Source organism: Burkholderia anthinoferrum, from assembly GCF_002925705.1.
GTDB classification, from domain to species: Bacteria; Pseudomonadota; Gammaproteobacteria; order Burkholderiales; family Burkholderiaceae; genus Burkholderia; species Burkholderia semiarida.
In genome coordinates, this window is sequence record NZ_LFZP01000067.1 from 164,997 (window position 1) to 179,735 (window position 14,739).

The 14,739-nt window shown below is 70.8% G+C and carries 15 protein-coding genes; 2 read left to right on the forward strand and 13 right to left on the reverse strand.

Annotated elements, in window-relative coordinates; all coding sequences use genetic code 11:
• Position 1: 1 nt before the first annotated feature.
• The 7 genes from C5F75_RS33800 to C5F75_RS33830 form a co-directional block, all read right to left on the reverse strand.
• Positions 2–1,204, reverse strand: coding sequence for a glycosyltransferase family 9 protein (locus tag C5F75_RS33800; RefSeq protein ID WP_060011143.1), 1,203 nt, complete (start codon positions 1,202–1,204; stop codon positions 2–4).
• On the reverse strand, positions 1,201–1,812 hold the full coding sequence (locus C5F75_RS33805; RefSeq protein WP_059575000.1) for a D-glycero-alpha-D-manno-heptose-1,7-bisphosphate 7-phosphatase: 612 nt from the start codon (positions 1,810–1,812) through the stop codon (positions 1,201–1,203). Before C5F75_RS33805 ends, C5F75_RS33800 begins: the two co-directional genes overlap by 4 nt.
• Entirely contained in the window at positions 1,803–2,552 is a 750-nt protein-coding gene (locus C5F75_RS33810) for an SDR family oxidoreductase (RefSeq protein ID WP_059575202.1), read from the reverse strand. The genes C5F75_RS33805 and C5F75_RS33810 overlap by 10 nt, the downstream gene beginning before the upstream one ends.
• Positions 2,553–2,805: 253 nt before the next feature.
• Positions 2,806–3,336, reverse strand: coding sequence for a hypothetical protein (locus C5F75_RS33815; protein ID WP_060967411.1), 531 nt, complete (start codon positions 3,334–3,336; stop codon positions 2,806–2,808).
• Complete coding sequence (locus C5F75_RS33820) at positions 3,275–6,079, reverse strand: ABC transporter transmembrane domain-containing protein (protein ID WP_226093985.1); 2,805 nt, start codon at positions 6,077–6,079, stop codon at positions 3,275–3,277. The genes C5F75_RS33815 and C5F75_RS33820 overlap by 62 nt, the downstream gene beginning before the upstream one ends.
• A gap of 46 nt (positions 6,080–6,125) precedes the next feature.
• On the reverse strand, positions 6,126–6,974 hold the full coding sequence (locus C5F75_RS33825) for a BON domain-containing protein (RefSeq protein WP_089466122.1): 849 nt from the start codon (positions 6,972–6,974) through the stop codon (positions 6,126–6,128).
• Between the two features lie 184 nt (positions 6,975–7,158).
• Positions 7,159–7,512, reverse strand: a complete 354-nt coding sequence (locus C5F75_RS33830; RefSeq protein WP_059637110.1) for a hypothetical protein — start codon at positions 7,510–7,512, stop codon at positions 7,159–7,161.
• A 277-nt stretch (positions 7,513–7,789) separates the two neighbouring features.
• Between C5F75_RS33830 and C5F75_RS33835 the strand changes: the two genes are divergently transcribed.
• Entirely contained in the window at positions 7,790–9,382 is a 1,593-nt protein-coding gene (locus tag C5F75_RS33835) for a hybrid sensor histidine kinase/response regulator (protein ID WP_104013361.1), read from the forward strand.
• Between the two features lie 13 nt (positions 9,383–9,395).
• On the opposite strand, the gene C5F75_RS33840 is transcribed toward C5F75_RS33835, so the two are convergent.
• The 4 genes from C5F75_RS33840 to C5F75_RS33855 all read right to left on the reverse strand — a co-directional run bounded on the left by C5F75_RS33840 (position 9,396) and on the right by C5F75_RS33855 (position 12,261).
• The gene (locus tag C5F75_RS33840; RefSeq protein WP_179231823.1) at positions 9,396–9,719 is read right to left on the reverse strand and encodes a four-helix bundle copper-binding protein; all 324 of its coding nucleotides are present in this window, start codon (positions 9,717–9,719) and stop codon (positions 9,396–9,398) included.
• Between the two features lie 44 nt (positions 9,720–9,763).
• Positions 9,764–10,969: a zinc-dependent alcohol dehydrogenase gene (locus C5F75_RS33845; RefSeq protein WP_089466119.1), complete on the reverse strand. Its 1,206-nt coding sequence runs from the start codon at positions 10,967–10,969 to the stop codon at positions 9,764–9,766.
• 143 nt (positions 10,970–11,112) lie between these two features.
• Entirely contained in the window at positions 11,113–11,592 is a 480-nt protein-coding gene (locus C5F75_RS33850; protein ID WP_089466239.1) for a hypothetical protein, read from the reverse strand.
• Between the two features lie 30 nt (positions 11,593–11,622).
• A complete protein-coding gene (locus C5F75_RS33855) occupies positions 11,623–12,261 on the reverse strand; it encodes a MarC family protein (RefSeq protein WP_089466118.1) in 639 nt (212 codons plus the stop codon).
• 122 nt (positions 12,262–12,383) lie between these two features.
• Between C5F75_RS33855 and C5F75_RS33860 the strand changes: the two genes are divergently transcribed.
• Complete coding sequence (locus C5F75_RS33860; RefSeq protein WP_059574987.1) at positions 12,384–12,602, forward strand: DUF6566 family protein; 219 nt, start codon at positions 12,384–12,386, stop codon at positions 12,600–12,602.
• A 49-nt stretch (positions 12,603–12,651) separates the two neighbouring features.
• Here the strand turns inward: C5F75_RS33860 and C5F75_RS33865 are convergent, their stop codons facing one another.
• Together C5F75_RS33865 and C5F75_RS33870 are read right to left on the reverse strand one after the other, a co-directional pair.
• Complete coding sequence (locus tag C5F75_RS33865) at positions 12,652–13,029, reverse strand: DUF5594 family protein (RefSeq protein WP_089466117.1); 378 nt, start codon at positions 13,027–13,029, stop codon at positions 12,652–12,654.
• A gap of 42 nt (positions 13,030–13,071) precedes the next feature.
• A complete protein-coding gene (locus C5F75_RS33870; RefSeq protein ID WP_089466116.1) occupies positions 13,072–14,601 on the reverse strand; it encodes an FAD-dependent oxidoreductase in 1,530 nt (509 codons plus the stop codon).
• Positions 14,602–14,739 lie beyond the last annotated feature (138 nt).

Sequence of the window (14,739 nt, forward strand, 5' to 3'; positions counted from 1 at the left end):
GTCAGTTCCTCGTGATGACGTGCGCGAACGGAATCACGTTCGATGCGTGCGCCGCGGCCGGCTCTTCGCCGTGCACGGCAGCCCGCGCGGCCGCGCGTTGCGCATGGCGCGCGCTGCCGCGCAGCAGCGCATGCACGGCCGCGACCACGTCGTCGACGCTCACGCCGCGCAGGCACGGATGGCCGGGCTGGTCGCACACGCTGCGGTAGCAGTTGCGGCACGGCACATCGACGTTCAGCACACGGTGCGGCACACGCCACGGCGTGTGCTGCGGGTTGGTCAGCGCGTACAGGTCGACCACCGGCGTGCCGAGCGCGGCCGCGAGATGCACGGGGCCGCTGTTGTTCGACAGCAGCAGGTCGGCCGTCTCGATCAGCGCGCCCAGTTCGCCGAGCGGCAACGCGCCGGCGAGCGGCACGGCGCGCGGCCCCGCCCGTTCGCACACCGTGTCGACCAGCGCGCGTTCGTCCGCACTGCCCGTCACCGCGATGCCGTCGAACAGCGGCGCGACGGCGGCCGCCGCTTCACCGAACCGCTCGGCCGGCCAGCGCCGCGACGCCGCGCTCGCGCCCGGATGGACGACCAGCCAGCGCGCGCGCCCGGCATCCGGCTCGCGCGCGCCGCCGACGCGCTGCAACGCGGCCTGCAAGCGCGCGTGCACCGCATGCCGCGCCGCGTCGCCGGGCGCGAACGCCATCCGCCAGTCCGACGTCTTCGCGCCGACGGCGCGCACCAGCGCGAGCTGGCGCGCGACCTCGTGGCGCACGTGCGATTCCGGCTCGGTTTCCGGCACGCGATCGGTCAGCAATTCGTAGGGGTTTTCGCGGCAATGCGCGAGCCGCAGCGGAATACCGGCGAGCCAGCACATCATCGCGGCGGGCAACGGGTTCTGGCTGTACACGGTGAAGATCACGGCGGCGTCGAAGCGGCCGGCCAGCAGCCGGTCGATCATGTCGAGATCGGCCACCGGATCGCCGCGCACGTCGGGATGCTTGACCCACGGTGCGTCGTAGCTCCACACGTCGTCGACCATCGGCAGATGCCTGGCGAGCGCGGCGCCCGTGCGCGACGTCAGCAGCGTCAGCCGGCGGTCGCTGCCGCTTTCCTTCAGCGCACGCAACGCGGGCGTGGTCATCAGTACGTCGCCGATGCTGTCGAGCCGCACGCACAGGATGCGGCGGGCGCGGCTCCAGGCCGTGTTCATTGCCGCACCCACGCGCCGTGCCGGCGCACGGCTTCGCGCACGACGATGTCGGCGGCCAGGTCGACGCGATCGACGACGTGGTGCGGTGTGCGCGCCGCGTCGACACGCCATTCCGTCTCGTGGCCGCGGTCGACGAGGATCGTACCGCAGCGCGCGGTGCGGCCGGCTTCGACATCGTCGAGAATGTCGCCGATCATCCAGCTCCATTCCGGCACGGCGTCGAGCGCGGCCAGCGCGCGGCGCAGCATGCCCGGGCGCGGCTTGCGGCAGATGCACTCGACGCTATAGCGCGGCACGCTGCCCTGCGGGTGATGCGGGCAGTAAAAAAAATCCGCCAGCGTCGCGCCGTTCGCTTCGAACAGTTCGGCGAGACGCTGGCGGACCGCGCCAAGCTCGTTTTCGGTAAAGCGGCCGAGCGCGACGCCCGACTGGTTCGACACGACCGCCAGCGGCATGCCGGTCGCGCCGAGCGTGCGCAGCGCGCGCGCCGCGCCCGGCGCGAGACGCATGCGCGCGGGATCGACGTTGTACGGCACGTCGTCGAGCAGCGTGCCGTCCTTGTCGAGCAGCACCGCGCCGGGCAGCCGCCGTTCGCGCTTCAGGGCCATGACGTCTCCTTCATCGGCAGCACCATCAGCTCCGGCACCACGGTGCCCGGCGGCTGCGTCAGCACGAAGCGCACGGCGGCCGCGACGTGCTCGGGCGGCTGCAGCGTGTCCTCGTCGATGTCCGGAAAGCGGTCGAGCAGGAACGGCGTGCGCATCCCGCCCGCGACGATCGCCGACACGCACACGCCGCTCGGCCGCAGTTCCGCATGCAGCGCGTGCGAGAGCCCGAGCAGCCCCCACTTCGTCGCGTGATACGCGGACGCGTTCGGCCACGCCCGCTTCGACGCGGTCGACGCGATGTTGACGATGTGCCCGTTGCCGCGCGCCTTCATCATCGGCACGGCAGCATGGCACATCAGGTACGGGCCGAACAGGTTCGTCATCAGCACCTGCTGCCATGCGTCGACGCTCACGTCGTCGATCGGCGCGGTCACGTCGATCGCCGCGTTGTTCACGATCACGTCGAGATCGCCGAGCGACTCGCGCGCATCGTGCATGACCTGCAGCACCGATGCCTCGTCGCGCACGTCGAGCGGCCGGCCTACCGCGTGCCCGCCGTGCCGTTCGAGCCGCTGCGCGACGGCCGCCGCGCGGTCGCCGTCGAGATCGGCGACGACCACATGCGCGCCGTGCCGCGCCAACTCCTCGCAAATGGCTTCGCCGAGGCCGCGGCCGCCCCCGGTCACGAGTGCGGTCCGGCCGGCGAGCGGCGGTCTGGCTGGATCGTGAGTCGCGTTCACCTGCACCTCCTGTCGATGTCGGAAAACAATCCGGCTGACGGCGACACTTGTCGCGACAACCGTCCGTGCATGAGGTACAGCGAAAACCGTGCCGGCCTGCGCACGCATGCGCCACATCGGGCTACTGCATGCGCGCGCTGGCTTTTTTATAACCGGCTGTAAAAACGGGTCCGGGCGCCCGCGCGTGGGCGGCCCGATCCGGGCGGCCCCACCTGGGCGGCCCCACCTGGGCGGCCCCACCTAGGCGGCCCCCTCAGATCGCGAGCGCGTCGGGCGTCGCCTGCGCGCGGTGCTTCGCGAGCGCGCGCAGGCAGTGCGCGATGCAGCCCGCGAACGCCTCGTCGAACCACGGCTGCGCGCCCGACACACCCACCACGATGCCGCCGAGCGCGACGCCGCCCCACAGGTTCGTGTCGCCCGCGCGCAGCCGGTACGGCTCCAGCGCCTGCACGACATGCCCGTCGCGGCCCGTTTCCCAGGACAGCCGCGCCTTGGCGCGCGCGTAGGCGCGGTAATCGGCGTCCCAGTCCTTCGGGTCGGGCAGCGAAAACTCATACAGGATCGCGTCCTCGAACGCCGCGTCGCGCGGCCCGAGCGCCGGGTCCATGATCACGATGTGCAGGCAGCCGCTGTCGCCGACGAAATCGCTTTGCAGCGCGGCGGACAAGGTCGGCAACAGCAGCTCGACGGCCGCCACCGCGGCCTGGCGGTCGGCGAACGCACTACCGCCGCGACGCGCCGCGTTCGGGGCTTCGGGTGTCGTCGGATTCAGAAGGTTCGGCATGGATTTCTCCGGAGGAAAACGCGAGCGCACGCAACGCCGCGATCAGGTCGGCCGCTACCGCGGGCTTGGTCAGGTACGCGTGGAAACCGGCTTCGACCGCGCGCGCGCGGTCGTGATCGCGCGCATGGCCGGACAAGGCAAGCGCCTCGAGCGGCGCGCGGCCGTCGCGATCGCGTACGGCGTCGAGCTGGCGCACGCGCGCCATCACCGTGTAGCCGTCCTCTTCGTCGTCGCCGAGGTCGATGTCGCAGACGAGCAGCGCCGGCCAGTCGGCGCGGCGCGCGCGCCACAGGTCGTCCAGCAACGCCTGGCCCGACGCATACGCGCGCACGTCGGCGCCGGCCACCTTCAGCAGCGCGCCGAGCGCGTCGCGCGCCTCGTCGTGGTCGTCCACGCACGCGATGCGCAGGCCGTCGAGCGGCTTCGCCGCGCCCGGCGCACCGGCGCCCGCACGCGGCACGGCGTCGCCGGGTTGCATCGACGCCGGCGCCACCGCGCAGACCGGCAGCGACAGATGCAGCTTCACGCCGATGTCGTCGCGTTCGCGCACGACGTAGCCGCCGGCCTCCTCGATCGCGTCCTGCAATCGTTCGAGATCGATCAGCGACAGCTCGGTTGCGTCGACGCCCGCGCATGCGATCGTGATCCGCGCTTCCGGATCGTGGCGCCCCGTGCGCACCTCGAGTTGCCCGCCGCGGCTCGCGTCGACCGCACCGCGGCACAGTTCCCACACGAAGCGCCGCAGCGCGGCCGGATCGGCCTCGACGACGAGATCCTCGTCCGACAGATGGCGGAACACCGGCACGCCGCGCTGCGCGGCCGCCTCCGCCAGCGAATCGAGCACCTGCGACACGAGCGGATTGATGCGCACCGGCTGCCGCGCGAACTTCGCCTCCGTGCGTTCGAGCTCACGCTGCTTCGCCTGCAGCGACCACATCTGCGCATACACGCCGCCGCTTTCGAGCAGTTCGTCGTGGGTGCCGTGCTCGACGAGCCGGCCGTGCTCCATCACGAGGATGCGATCGGCATCGACGATCGTCGACAGCCGGTGCGCGATGATGAGGCTCGTGCGATGCCGCGCGACGCGCATCAGCTCCTGCTGGATCGCGCGCTCCGAGCGCGTGTCGAGCGCCGACGTCGCCTCGTCGAACACGACGATCGGCGGCGCCTTCAGCAACGCGCGCGCGATCGCGACCCGCTGCCGCTCGCCGCCCGACAGCCGCACGCCGCGCTCGCCGACGCGCGTGTCGTACGCATCGGGCAGCCGCTCGATGAACGCGTCGAGCTGCGCGCCGCGCGCGGCCGCGATCACTTCGCCGCGGGTCGCGTCGCGCTTGCCGTACGCGATGTTGTACGCGAGCGTGTCGTTGAACAGGATGGTGTCCTGCGGGACGATGCCGAGCGCATCGCGCAGGCTGCGCTCGGTGACGAGCCGCAAGTCCTGGCCGTCGATGCGGATCGTGCCCGCATCGGGCTGATACAGCCGGAACAGCAGCCGCGCGAGCGTCGATTTGCCCGAGCCGCTGCCGCCGACCACGGCGACCGTCTGCCCGGGCTCGATGCGGAACGACACGTCGGACAGGATCTGCCGGCTCGGCTCATAGCCGAAATCGACGTGCTCGAACTCGATCGCGCCGCCGCGCACCACGAGCGGCTGCGCGCCGGGCGCATCGCCGTCCTCGCCCGGCTTGCCGCGCGCGTCGAGCAGCCCGAACAGCCGCTCGATGTTCGTCATCGCGTCGTTCGCCTCCCGGAACACGAAGCCGAGCGCATTCAGCGGCAGGCTGATCTGGATGATGTACGCGTTGATCAGCACGAGATCGCCGACCGTCAGCGCACCGCGCGCGACCTGCTGGCCCGCGAGCAGCATCACCGCCGCGATCCCCGCGCCGATGCACGCGCTCTGCCCGATATGCAGCGTCGACAGCGCGTACTGGTTGTCCACGCCGGCTTCGCGCCATGCGTCGAGCACGCGGTCGAGCCGGTCGCGCTCGACGTCCTCGCGCGCGAAGTACTTGACCGTGTCGACGTTCAGCAGGCTGTCGACCACGCGCGAATTCGACTCGGCTTCCAGCGCATTCACGCGCCGCTGGTAACGCATGCGGCGGCGCGTGAATACGACCGTATACGCGGCATAGACGGCGAACGTGACGAAAATGATCGCGGTAAAGCCGCCGCCGTACTTGCTGATCACGATCACGAGCACCGAGCCGATCTCGATGGCCGTCGGCACGACCGTAAACACCGCGACGCCGAGCAGATAACCGATGCCGGCCGTGCCTTTCTCGAGATCGCGCACGACGGCGCCCGTCTCGCGCCGCGCATGAAAGCGCGCGCCGAGCCGGTGCAGGTGGCCGAACGTGCGCACGGTAAACGACGCGACCGTATGCTGCGTGACCTGCACGAACGTCATGTCGCGCACTTCGTTCAGCGCGTTCGACGCGAAGCGCACCACCGCGTAGGCGAACAGCAGCAGCACCGGCCACGCGACGGGCTGGGCGGCCGCGCGGCCGAAACCGTCCACGATGTCCTTGAGCAGCAGCGGCACCGAGACGGCCGCCGCTTTCGCGAGCACCAGCAGGACGACCGCCGCCACCACGCGCGCACGGTAACGCCAGATCGCGCGCCAGAGTTCGACGGCGATCCTGAGCCTCAAGCCCCGCTCGTCCCGGCGCTGCCGGCGCTCGCGGCCCGCGGCCGCATCACGGTCCTTGATTGGCGTCTCGTCGATTCCGGTCGTCATGCAGGCAGTGCTCGCGGTCGGGGCGCGCCGTTTCACGCACGGGCAGTCAGTGGCGCGGTTCGCGCTCCCGGCCGCCGACGACGGTGCCGGGCTCGGGATCACGCGCGGCGGGCTGCGTGGGCGTGACGGTCCGCTGGTGCGGATGCAGCACCATGCCCGTATCGTGTTCGCCGTCGCGGCGCACGCGCACGCGATTCTCGACGTCGCGCACGCCGAGGCAGCCGTCGGCCAGATCCTCGATGCCGTGCTTCATCCAGCGTACCGGCACCGTGCCGTCCAGCTCGACGCGACCGTCGGTCACCTGCACGGTGACGTCGCTCACGTCGATCTCCAGCGCATGCGCGAGCCGCTCGCATACGTCCTCGCGAATCCGCTCGTCCGAGCGCGTGTAGCCTTTCGGACCGCGGCGACGGCGCAGCGCATCGCGTTCGGCATCCCCGCCGAAACGCGACAGATCGGGGGCGCCGCCGTAGCGCGGGTCGCCGCCATCGCGCTCGCCGCCGTACCCGCTCATCCGGTGCTGGTCGCGCCATTCCGGGCGCTCGCCGCCATAGCGGCCTTCACGGCCCTCCACGCGGCGGCCCGGTTCGCCGTAGCCGCGCTCGGCGTCCCGCGCCGGCGGGCGCGCGCCGCCCTGCCGGTCCGCGTCGGCCGCGCCGCGCCGCTGCTCGGCCGGCCGCGCCGCGCGCTCGGTCCATTCGCTGCCCCAGTCTTCCGGGCCCACGTCCTCGCTCGCGAAGCGGCGGTAAGCCGATTCGTCGTCCTCTTCCGGCCATCGTGCCGGATCGTCCGGGATGCCGCGCTCGCCAGCGCCCCGGTACGCGCGCTCGTCGCGCGCGTGCCAGTCGGGCGGGCCGCCACGCTCGCCGTACCGTCCGGGATATCGTCGTTGCATCGTGTCTCTCCTTGATCGCCTGCGCCGCGCACGGCGCCAAGCCGCGTCGCCGCGCGCGTCGGTCGGGGCGACGCAAATCGCGTGCCGGCGTGGTTGCCGGACCGCGATGGTTGCGCGTCGCAGCGCGGGGACACCGTCAGGCGCCCCAATCTGCAACGCGATTGCAGTTTTTGCGCGCCGGGCGTCACGGCACGTCGTCCGGGTCGTCCGATTCGTCGATGCGGCCGGGCTCGCTCAACCGCTCGGTGCGGTCCGGCTCGATGTCGGCGCCCTCCTCGAGCGTCGAGTCGCCGTCCGCCGACGCACGCTCGCCGGTGCCCGCGCGGTCCGTGTCGGTGTCGAGCGACGCGTCGCCGCGTTCGAGCGCGTGGTCGTCCAGCGGCGAATCGACGTCGAACGGATGGCGCCGCGCGCCCGCCGTGTCGCTGCCGCTGTCGGACGAGTCGCTCGGGCCGAGCGCGCGGCCGTCGCGGCCGCGGCTGGCGTTGTCGTCATCCGGGCCGGCCGGTTCGTTGTCGGGATTCAGCGTGCTGTTCATGTCGGCCTCCTTGCCTGGCTTGCCGCCGGGCGATCGGCCGGATGGCCGCCGCCCGGCAGGCGTACTGCCCCGGTCGTGCAATCGGCATGCCGCGCCGGCCGCTGCCGCCCCGTCGTCGCCGGCACGCTGCACGGCACGGCCGATGCGCACCCATTGATCAGCTGAATCGAGTTCCTTTATTCTTTCGGACGTGCCAATCGACCGTATGGCCGCCACGGGCTTGCCCGGCGGCGGTCAGGCGGCGTGCGGCCCACCGCGTTTCCGACCTGCTGCCCCGATGAAGAAAGACGACGCCGATCTTCACCCGCATCCACCGCCCGCCAGCTCGCCCGGCGCGCGGGACCTGCTGCATCGCTTCGCCGAATTCCGGTTCCAGACCGTGGTGGAGTCGATCACCGACTACGCGGTGTTCATGCTCGACCCGCACGGCAACGTCGCGACCTGGAACGCCGGTGCTGAGCGCATCAAGGGCTACCGTGCCGCCGAGATCGTCGGCCACCATTTCTCGCGTTTCTACCCGGCCGACGCGGTCGCGGCGGGCCGGCCGGCGCACGGGCTCGCGCGGGCCGCCGCGCAGGGCCACTTCGAGGACGAAGGCTGGCGCGTGCGCAAGGACGGCACGCAGTTCTGGGCGAGCGTGACGATCACGCCGGTGTACGACGCGACGCATGCGCTGTGCGGCTTCATCAAGATCACGCGCGACATGACCGAGCGCAAGCGGCTCGAGGAGCTCGAAGCGTCGACGCACCGGCTCAGCGTGTTCATCGCGATGCTCGCGCACGAGCTGCGCAATCATCTCGCGCCGCTGCGCAATTCGGTCGGCGTGCTGCAGAGCCTGCCCGATCCGCCGCCCATGCTCGCGCAGTGCCGCGACGCCGTACACCGCCAGGTCGGGCAACTGACGCGGCTCGTCGACGATCTGCTCGACGTCGGGCGCATCACGGCCGGCAAGGTCGAACTCGACGATCGCCCCACCACCGTGCGGGACATCGTGTGCCGCGGCGTCGAGAGCGTCCAGCCGAAACTGGCCGCGCGCGGACAGTGGATTCGCGTCGACCTGCCGGACGATTCCGTGGTGCTGCACGGCGACGACGCACGGCTCGTCCAGGTGTTGCACAACCTGCTCGACAACGCGTCGAAATTCTCGCCGCACGGCGGCCGGATCGACGTCGTCGCGCGTATCGAAGGGCCGTCGGTCGCGATCCGCGTCGTCGATCACGGCATGGGCATCGCCGCCGGCGCGCTCGAAACGATTTTCGATCTATTCGAACAGGAAGGCGCGACGGGCCGCTCCCCGTCCGGCGGTTTCGGGCTCGGTCTCGCGATCTGCCGGTCGTTCGTCGAACTGCACGGCGGGCGGATCGTCGCGGAGAGCGACGGCCCCGGCCACGGCGCGACGTTCACGGTATGGCTGCCGATCGCGCAGGTGGCCCGCGGCGGGCACGCCGCCGCGCCCGGGCCTGCCGCGCCCGCGCAGCCGGCCGTCGAGCCGCTGCGCATCGTCGTCGTCGACGACAACCGCGACTCGGCCGACACGCTCGCGGTGCTGCTGCAACTGAAAGGGCACGCGCCGCGCGTCGCATACAACGGGAACGAAGCGCTCGCGCTCGCCCGCGACTATGCACCGCACCTGATGATTCTCGACCTGACGATGCCGGACGTCGACGGCTTCACGCTGCTGCGCGAACTACGCGCGATCGACGCGCTGCGCGACACGACCTGCGTCGCGCTGTCCGGCCATGCGCGCGCATCCGATCTCGAGCGTACCGAAAGCGCGGGCTTCGACGACCATCTCGTGAAGCCCGTCGAGATGGCCGTCCTCGACGCGCTGCTGCAGCGCGTCGCGCGCGAGGTTCAGGGCACGCCGTAGCGCCTGTTCACGCTCAGGCCATCGCGCGGCACATCGCCGCGCACGCCTCGCATGCGAGCGCACAGCGGCGGCAATGCTCGTGCGCATGCCGCGAACACTCGGCCGCACACAGATCGCACGCGTGCGCGCACAGCGCGCAAATGCGCGGGGCGAGCCCGCTGCGGCGCGCCATCGCGCCCGACGCAAAGCGGCACAGCTGCGCGCATTCGATGTCGAGCGCGATGCACGTGGCCAACGCGTGCACGTCGCGCTCCGCGAGGCAGGCGGCGGAACAGGTGTCGCATGCGTGCGCGCAGGCGTCGCACGCGGCCATGCAGTTGTCGTACTGATCGTTCATAGCAGTGCTCCCGGTTTCGGTTTGCATCGTTTCGGTTCCTGTCGTCACGGCGTCAGCTTCACCTTCATCCAGCCCGGCTCGCGCACGTCGAACGCGCGATACGCATCGATCGCGTTCGTCAGCGGCTCGCTGCGCGTGAGCACCGACAGCGGGTCGAACGCACCGCTGCGCACGAGTTCGACGAGCGGCGGCGTGACCGTCCGGTGATTGCAGTTGCCCATCTTGATCGTGAGGTTGCGGTTCATCGCCTCGCCGATCGGAAACACGCGTGCGGCCGGCGGATACACGCCGATCACCGAGACCGTGCCGGCCTTCGCGACCGCGCGCACCGCCCATTGCAGCACCTGCGACGGCCCGTCGCCCGGCACCCAGTTGCGGCCGTCCGGCTTGCGGTGCGGCGCGACCGCGTCGACTTCCGCATCGAACGCGCGCGCGGCGTCGCGATCGGCCGCGGCCGGCCCGTGCGTCGCGCGCATCGCGTCGACGCCCACCGCGTCGATCACGCGATCGACGCCGATCCCGCCCGTCAGCCGCAATATCGTGTCCACCGGATCGTCCTCGGAAAAATCGACGGTCTCGGCGCCCTGCGCGCATGCCATCTCGAGCCGCGACGCGATGCGGTCGACCGCGATCACGCGCCCCGCGCCCATCAGCTTCGCGCTCGCGATCGCGAACTGGCCGACCGGCCCCGCGCCGAACACGGCGACCGTATCGCCCGGCTTCACTTCCGCGAGCTGCGCGCCGAAATAGCCGGTCGGGAAAATGTCCGACATCAGGATCGCGCGATCGTCGTCGATCGCATCGGGCAGCCGGATCAGGCTCGCGTGCGCAAGCGGCGTGCGCGCATATTCGGCCTGCAGCCCGTCGAACGGGCCCGTATCGGCCGGCCCGCCGAAGAACGCGGTGCCCGCGCGCGGCCCGCCCGGGTTCGCGACGTCGCACTGCGCGGTGTAGCCCGCGCGGCAGTACGCGCAACTGCCGCACGCGATCGTCGACGGAATCAGCACGCGATCGCCGCGCCGCAGGTTGCGCACGTCGCGCCCGACCGCCTCGACGATGCCGACACCTTCATGGCCGAGAATCGTGCCCGGCTTCATTCCGCCGAGCGTGCCGCGCACCATGTGCAGATCGGTGCCGCAGATCGCGCTGGCCGTCAGGCGCACGACCGCGTCGGTCGCCTCGGAGACTTCCGGATCGGGCACCGTGTCGATGCGAATGTCGCCGATGCCGTGGAATACGACTGCTTTCATGTCAGGCCCTCCTTGTCGAAAGCGGAAACGGTGAATGTGACCGTCGAGCCGATCGAGCAAGGGGTGCGCCTGTGCAGCGCGTGCGGCGCCGTGATGCGCGGAGCGGAAGTGCTTCGGTTTCGGGGAGGGATCGCGCCTGCGCGTCAGTCCGTCGGTGGGCTGTTGCCGCTGTTGTCGCTGTTGACGTCACGCGCGTTCGAGATCGCTTCGACGAGCTTCAGTTCGTCGTCGATCGACAGCGTCGTGTCGGTCACGTCGCCGCCCAGCGGCGCGAGCGCCGCGCTCAGCGCGTAGATGTCAAGCTGCGTCGCGGCCAGCCCGAGCGACACGGTGCCGGGGCGCGCCTTGCGCGCGACGCGGTCGGTCAGCGCATCGTCCACCGGCCGCTCGCGCCACGCGTCGAGCGACGATTCGATGCGCGCGACCACGCTGTCGAGCAGCGATCCGGACGACACGCGGCCCGTGTCGATTGCATGCGTGCGCAACTGTCCGTCGGTCGAGCACTCGACGATCACGACACCCGACAGCGCGACGACGTGCCGGTCGCGCAACGTGCCGAGTTCGGCCAGCGCGCGACGGGCCGCGTCGAGATCGGGATAGGACAACACGATCAGCGTGTTCATCGGCGACTCCATGCAATCGGATGGGCGTGCTCAGTGCGGCAGCCCGAACGCGGCCTTCAGGCTCGCGACGACCATCTGCATCGCGATGGCCGCGAGAATCATCCCCATCAGGCGCTGCGTGACGGCCGTCACGCGCGGCGACAGGTAATGGCCGATCACCGGCGCCGACAGCAGCGACGCGGCCAGCAGCACGAGAAACGCGCCGAGCCCGAGCGCGAACGCGAGTTCCTGCCCGGTCGCGACGGCACCGTGCCCGAGCACGATCATCGTCGCGATCGTGCCGGGGCCCACCAGCAACGGGATCGTCAACGGGTAGATCGCGACGCTTTCGGCGGCCGTCGGATCGGCGCCTTCGTCGCTGCCCGGCGCATGCTGGCGGCTCGGCGCACCATGCAGCATCGACAGCGCGATCAGCAGCACCAGCAGCCCGCCCGCGAGGCGGAAATCGTCGATCGTCAAACCGAACACGCGCAGGATCGCGCCGCCCGCGACGGCCGACACGATGCAGCCGACCGTGACGCCGATCGCGGCCGTGAGCGCGACCTTGCGGCGCACGCCGTCCGCCGCGCCTTCGGTCAGCGACAGGAACACCGGGATGTTCGCGATCGGGTTCATGATCGCGAACAGCGCCGCGAACACCTTGACGGAAAAGGTCAGGTCGAAGGCCACAGGGTCGCTCCCGTCTCGCGCGGCAAGTGAAACGCCCACGCCGGTTCGTTTTCGATGCGCGGCGCACGCCATGCTGATACGATCCACGCACGACGTTCAATCACGACGGAGGGCCCCGATCGATGCAAGCCACCGACACTTTCATGGGTCACGAGATTCGCGTCGACGCGACGCGCAACGCGAACGGCGCGTGGGTTGCGCAGGTGCGGATCTTCCGCGACGGCGCGCCCGTCGATCTGCCCGCGCCCGAACTCGTCACGCCCGAATGGCTGACATGCGACGAAGCGCTGCGCGGCGGTATCGACCAGGGGCGCGTGATGATCCGGACGCGCGACCGGTAACCGCACCCGGCTCATCCGCGCAGCGTCGGCCGGCATCGCACGATGCAGGTCACGCATCGAAATCGAGGTCGCCGATCAGGATCTCGCGATCGCGCTGCGTCCGGGTGCTGAAATCGACCGGCAACTCCATCTGCCAGCGCTCGATCGTGACCGGCAGCGCCGCGAGATAGCGATCGAAGCGGCTGTGATCGGGCTCGGCCAGCAGACCGGCGATCGCGTCGTCGCGCCACGCGAGCCGCGCGTTCAGCCGGTTCGGCAGGCCGACCGTCGACGTGAGGCCGATCACGTCGACACAGGTCGGGCTGCCCTGCCCGTCGTGCGGCACGACGTCGACCTTCACTTCCCCGCGTTGATACAGGCCACGCAGGCGCGTCGCGATGCGCGGCGCAAACTCGGTTTCGAAACGGGCACGAACGTCGGGGTTCATCTCGCCTCCATTCATGATTCGGTGTGTATCGTCATGCTGCTTTCATGCGGAAGCCATCTGCCGCTCGAGCGCTGCTTCGGCCTTCAGGTTGTCGAGATCGCGGGCCATCGTCGCGACCGCGAGCCGCGTGTTGCCGCGCCAGTACGCGATCGAGCAGTCGTGCGCGCCGAGGTCGCCGTCGATCTCGACGCGATCCCATTGCGCCGCATGCCCGACATAGCGGATCGTCACGTCGTAATGCTGGCTCCAGAAAAACGGCACCGCGTCGAACGGCCGCTGCTGGCCGAGCATGTTGCGCGCGGCGACGATGCCCTGCCGCTCGGCGACGACCCAGTGCTCGACGCGAATCCGCTCGCCCGTCAGCGGATCGGGCCAGCGCGCGATATCGCCGGCCGCATGGATACCAGGCGCGCTCGTCTGCAGGAAGCGGTCGACCGTGACACCGCGTTCGACGGCGAGCCCCGCGTCCTGCGCGAGCGCGACGTTCGGATGCACGCCGATGCCGACCAGCACGACGTCGGCCGGCAGCACGTCGCCGCTCGACAGCGTCACGCTGTCCGGCCCGATCCGCGCGGGCGTCGCGCCGAGATGGAATACGACGCCGTGCGCTTCGTGCAGCGCCTTGATCGTGTCGCCGAGCGCATCGCCGAGCACGCGGCCCATCGGATGCGGGTCGGGCGCGACCACATGCACGTCGAGCCCGCGCGTGCGCAACGCGGCGGCCGCTTCGAGCCCGATGAAGCTCGCGCCAACCACCACGCAGCGGCGCGCCGTTTTCAGCCTGGCGATCAGCGCGTCGCAATCGGCGCGCGAGCGCAACGTACACACGTGCGGCAGATCGGCGCCCGGCACGTTCAGCCGGTTCGGTTCGGCGCCCGTGGCAAGCAGCAGCGCGCCGTACTCGATACGGCTGCCGTCGGCGAGCTCGACCGCGCGTTGCGCCGGATCGATGCGCGCGACCCGCGTGTTGCAGCGCACGTCGATGCGCTGGTCGGTATAGAACGACGGCGCGCGCAACGGCAGCCAGTCGGCCTGCGCCGTGCCCGCGAGGTAATCCTTCGACAGATTCGGCCGGTCGTACGGCGGATCGGCATCGGCGCTCAGCAGCGTGATCGCATGCGGATAGCCTTCCTGCCGCAGCGTCACGGCCGCCGCGATCGCAGCGGCGCCGCCGCCGACGATCACGACCGACGCGGGCAGCCCGCTCGTCTCCAACGCAGGCGGCACGGCGGCCGGCCGCGCATCGAGTACGACCGCGCGGCCATCGCGCCGCTCGACGCGCCAGCACGGCAGCCCGTCGAGCGCCGGCGCGCGCTCCATCTCGCCGGTGCGCAGGCAGAACGCCGCGTGATGCCACGGACAGCGAATCGTGTCGCCGACCAGCAGGCCCTTGGCCAGCGGGCCGCCATAGTGCGGGCATTGCGCGCCCACCGCGAACAGTTCGTCGCCGCGGCGCACGAGCAGCACCGCCGCGTCGCCGACATGGCCCTCGATCATCGCGCCGTCGGCGAGATCGTCGAGCGCGATCCCTTGGGTGAGATCGGGCGAGGACGCAGCATCGCTTCCAGTCATGACGTGGCTCCCGAAAAGTCAGGTGACGATCCCATTATCGGCATTCGTCCTGAAAAGAAACAGGTACAGACGCCCCGCAGCGCACGCAAACGCGGACTGTAGCTTGCACGCGCTCCATGACCGGCGTGGAACGTGGTC

Bases quoted from the DNA above. Each gene is read 5' to 3' on its own strand.
- C5F75_RS33860 (WP_059574987.1), top strand. From the start codon at position 12,384: ATGCAAGCCACCGACACTTTCATGGGTCACGAGATTCGCGTCGACGCG.
- C5F75_RS33830 (WP_059637110.1), bottom strand. From the start codon at position 7,512: ATGAACAGCACGCTGAATCCCGACAACGAACCGGCCGGCCCGGATGAC.
- C5F75_RS33840 (WP_179231823.1), bottom strand. From the start codon at position 9,719: ATGAACGATCAGTACGACAACTGCATGGCCGCGTGCGACGCCTGCGCG.
- C5F75_RS33865 (WP_089466117.1), bottom strand. From the start codon at position 13,029: ATGAACCCCGACGTTCGTGCCCGTTTCGAAACCGAGTTTGCGCCGCGC.
- C5F75_RS33850 (WP_089466239.1), bottom strand. From the start codon at position 11,592: ATGAACACGCTGATCGTGTTGTCCTATCCCGATCTCGACGCGGCCCGT.
- C5F75_RS33820 (WP_226093985.1), bottom strand. From the start codon at position 6,079: ATGACGACCGGAATCGACGAGACGCCAATCAAGGACCGTGATGCGGCC.
- C5F75_RS33845 (WP_089466119.1), bottom strand. From the start codon at position 10,969: ATGAAAGCAGTCGTATTCCACGGCATCGGCGACATTCGCATCGACACG.
- C5F75_RS33825 (WP_089466122.1), bottom strand. From the start codon at position 6,974: ATGCAACGACGATATCCCGGACGGTACGGCGAGCGTGGCGGCCCGCCC.
- C5F75_RS33800 (WP_060011143.1), bottom strand. From the start codon at position 1,204: ATGAACACGGCCTGGAGCCGCGCCCGCCGCATCCTGTGCGTGCGGCTC.
- C5F75_RS33835 (WP_104013361.1), top strand. From the start codon at position 7,790: ATGAAGAAAGACGACGCCGATCTTCACCCGCATCCACCGCCCGCCAGC.
- C5F75_RS33805 (WP_059575000.1), bottom strand. From the start codon at position 1,812: ATGGCCCTGAAGCGCGAACGGCGGCTGCCCGGCGCGGTGCTGCTCGAC.
- C5F75_RS33815 (WP_060967411.1), bottom strand. From the start codon at position 3,336: ATGCCGAACCTTCTGAATCCGACGACACCCGAAGCCCCGAACGCGGCG.
- C5F75_RS33870 (WP_089466116.1), bottom strand. From the start codon at position 14,601: ATGACTGGAAGCGATGCTGCGTCCTCGCCCGATCTCACCCAAGGGATC.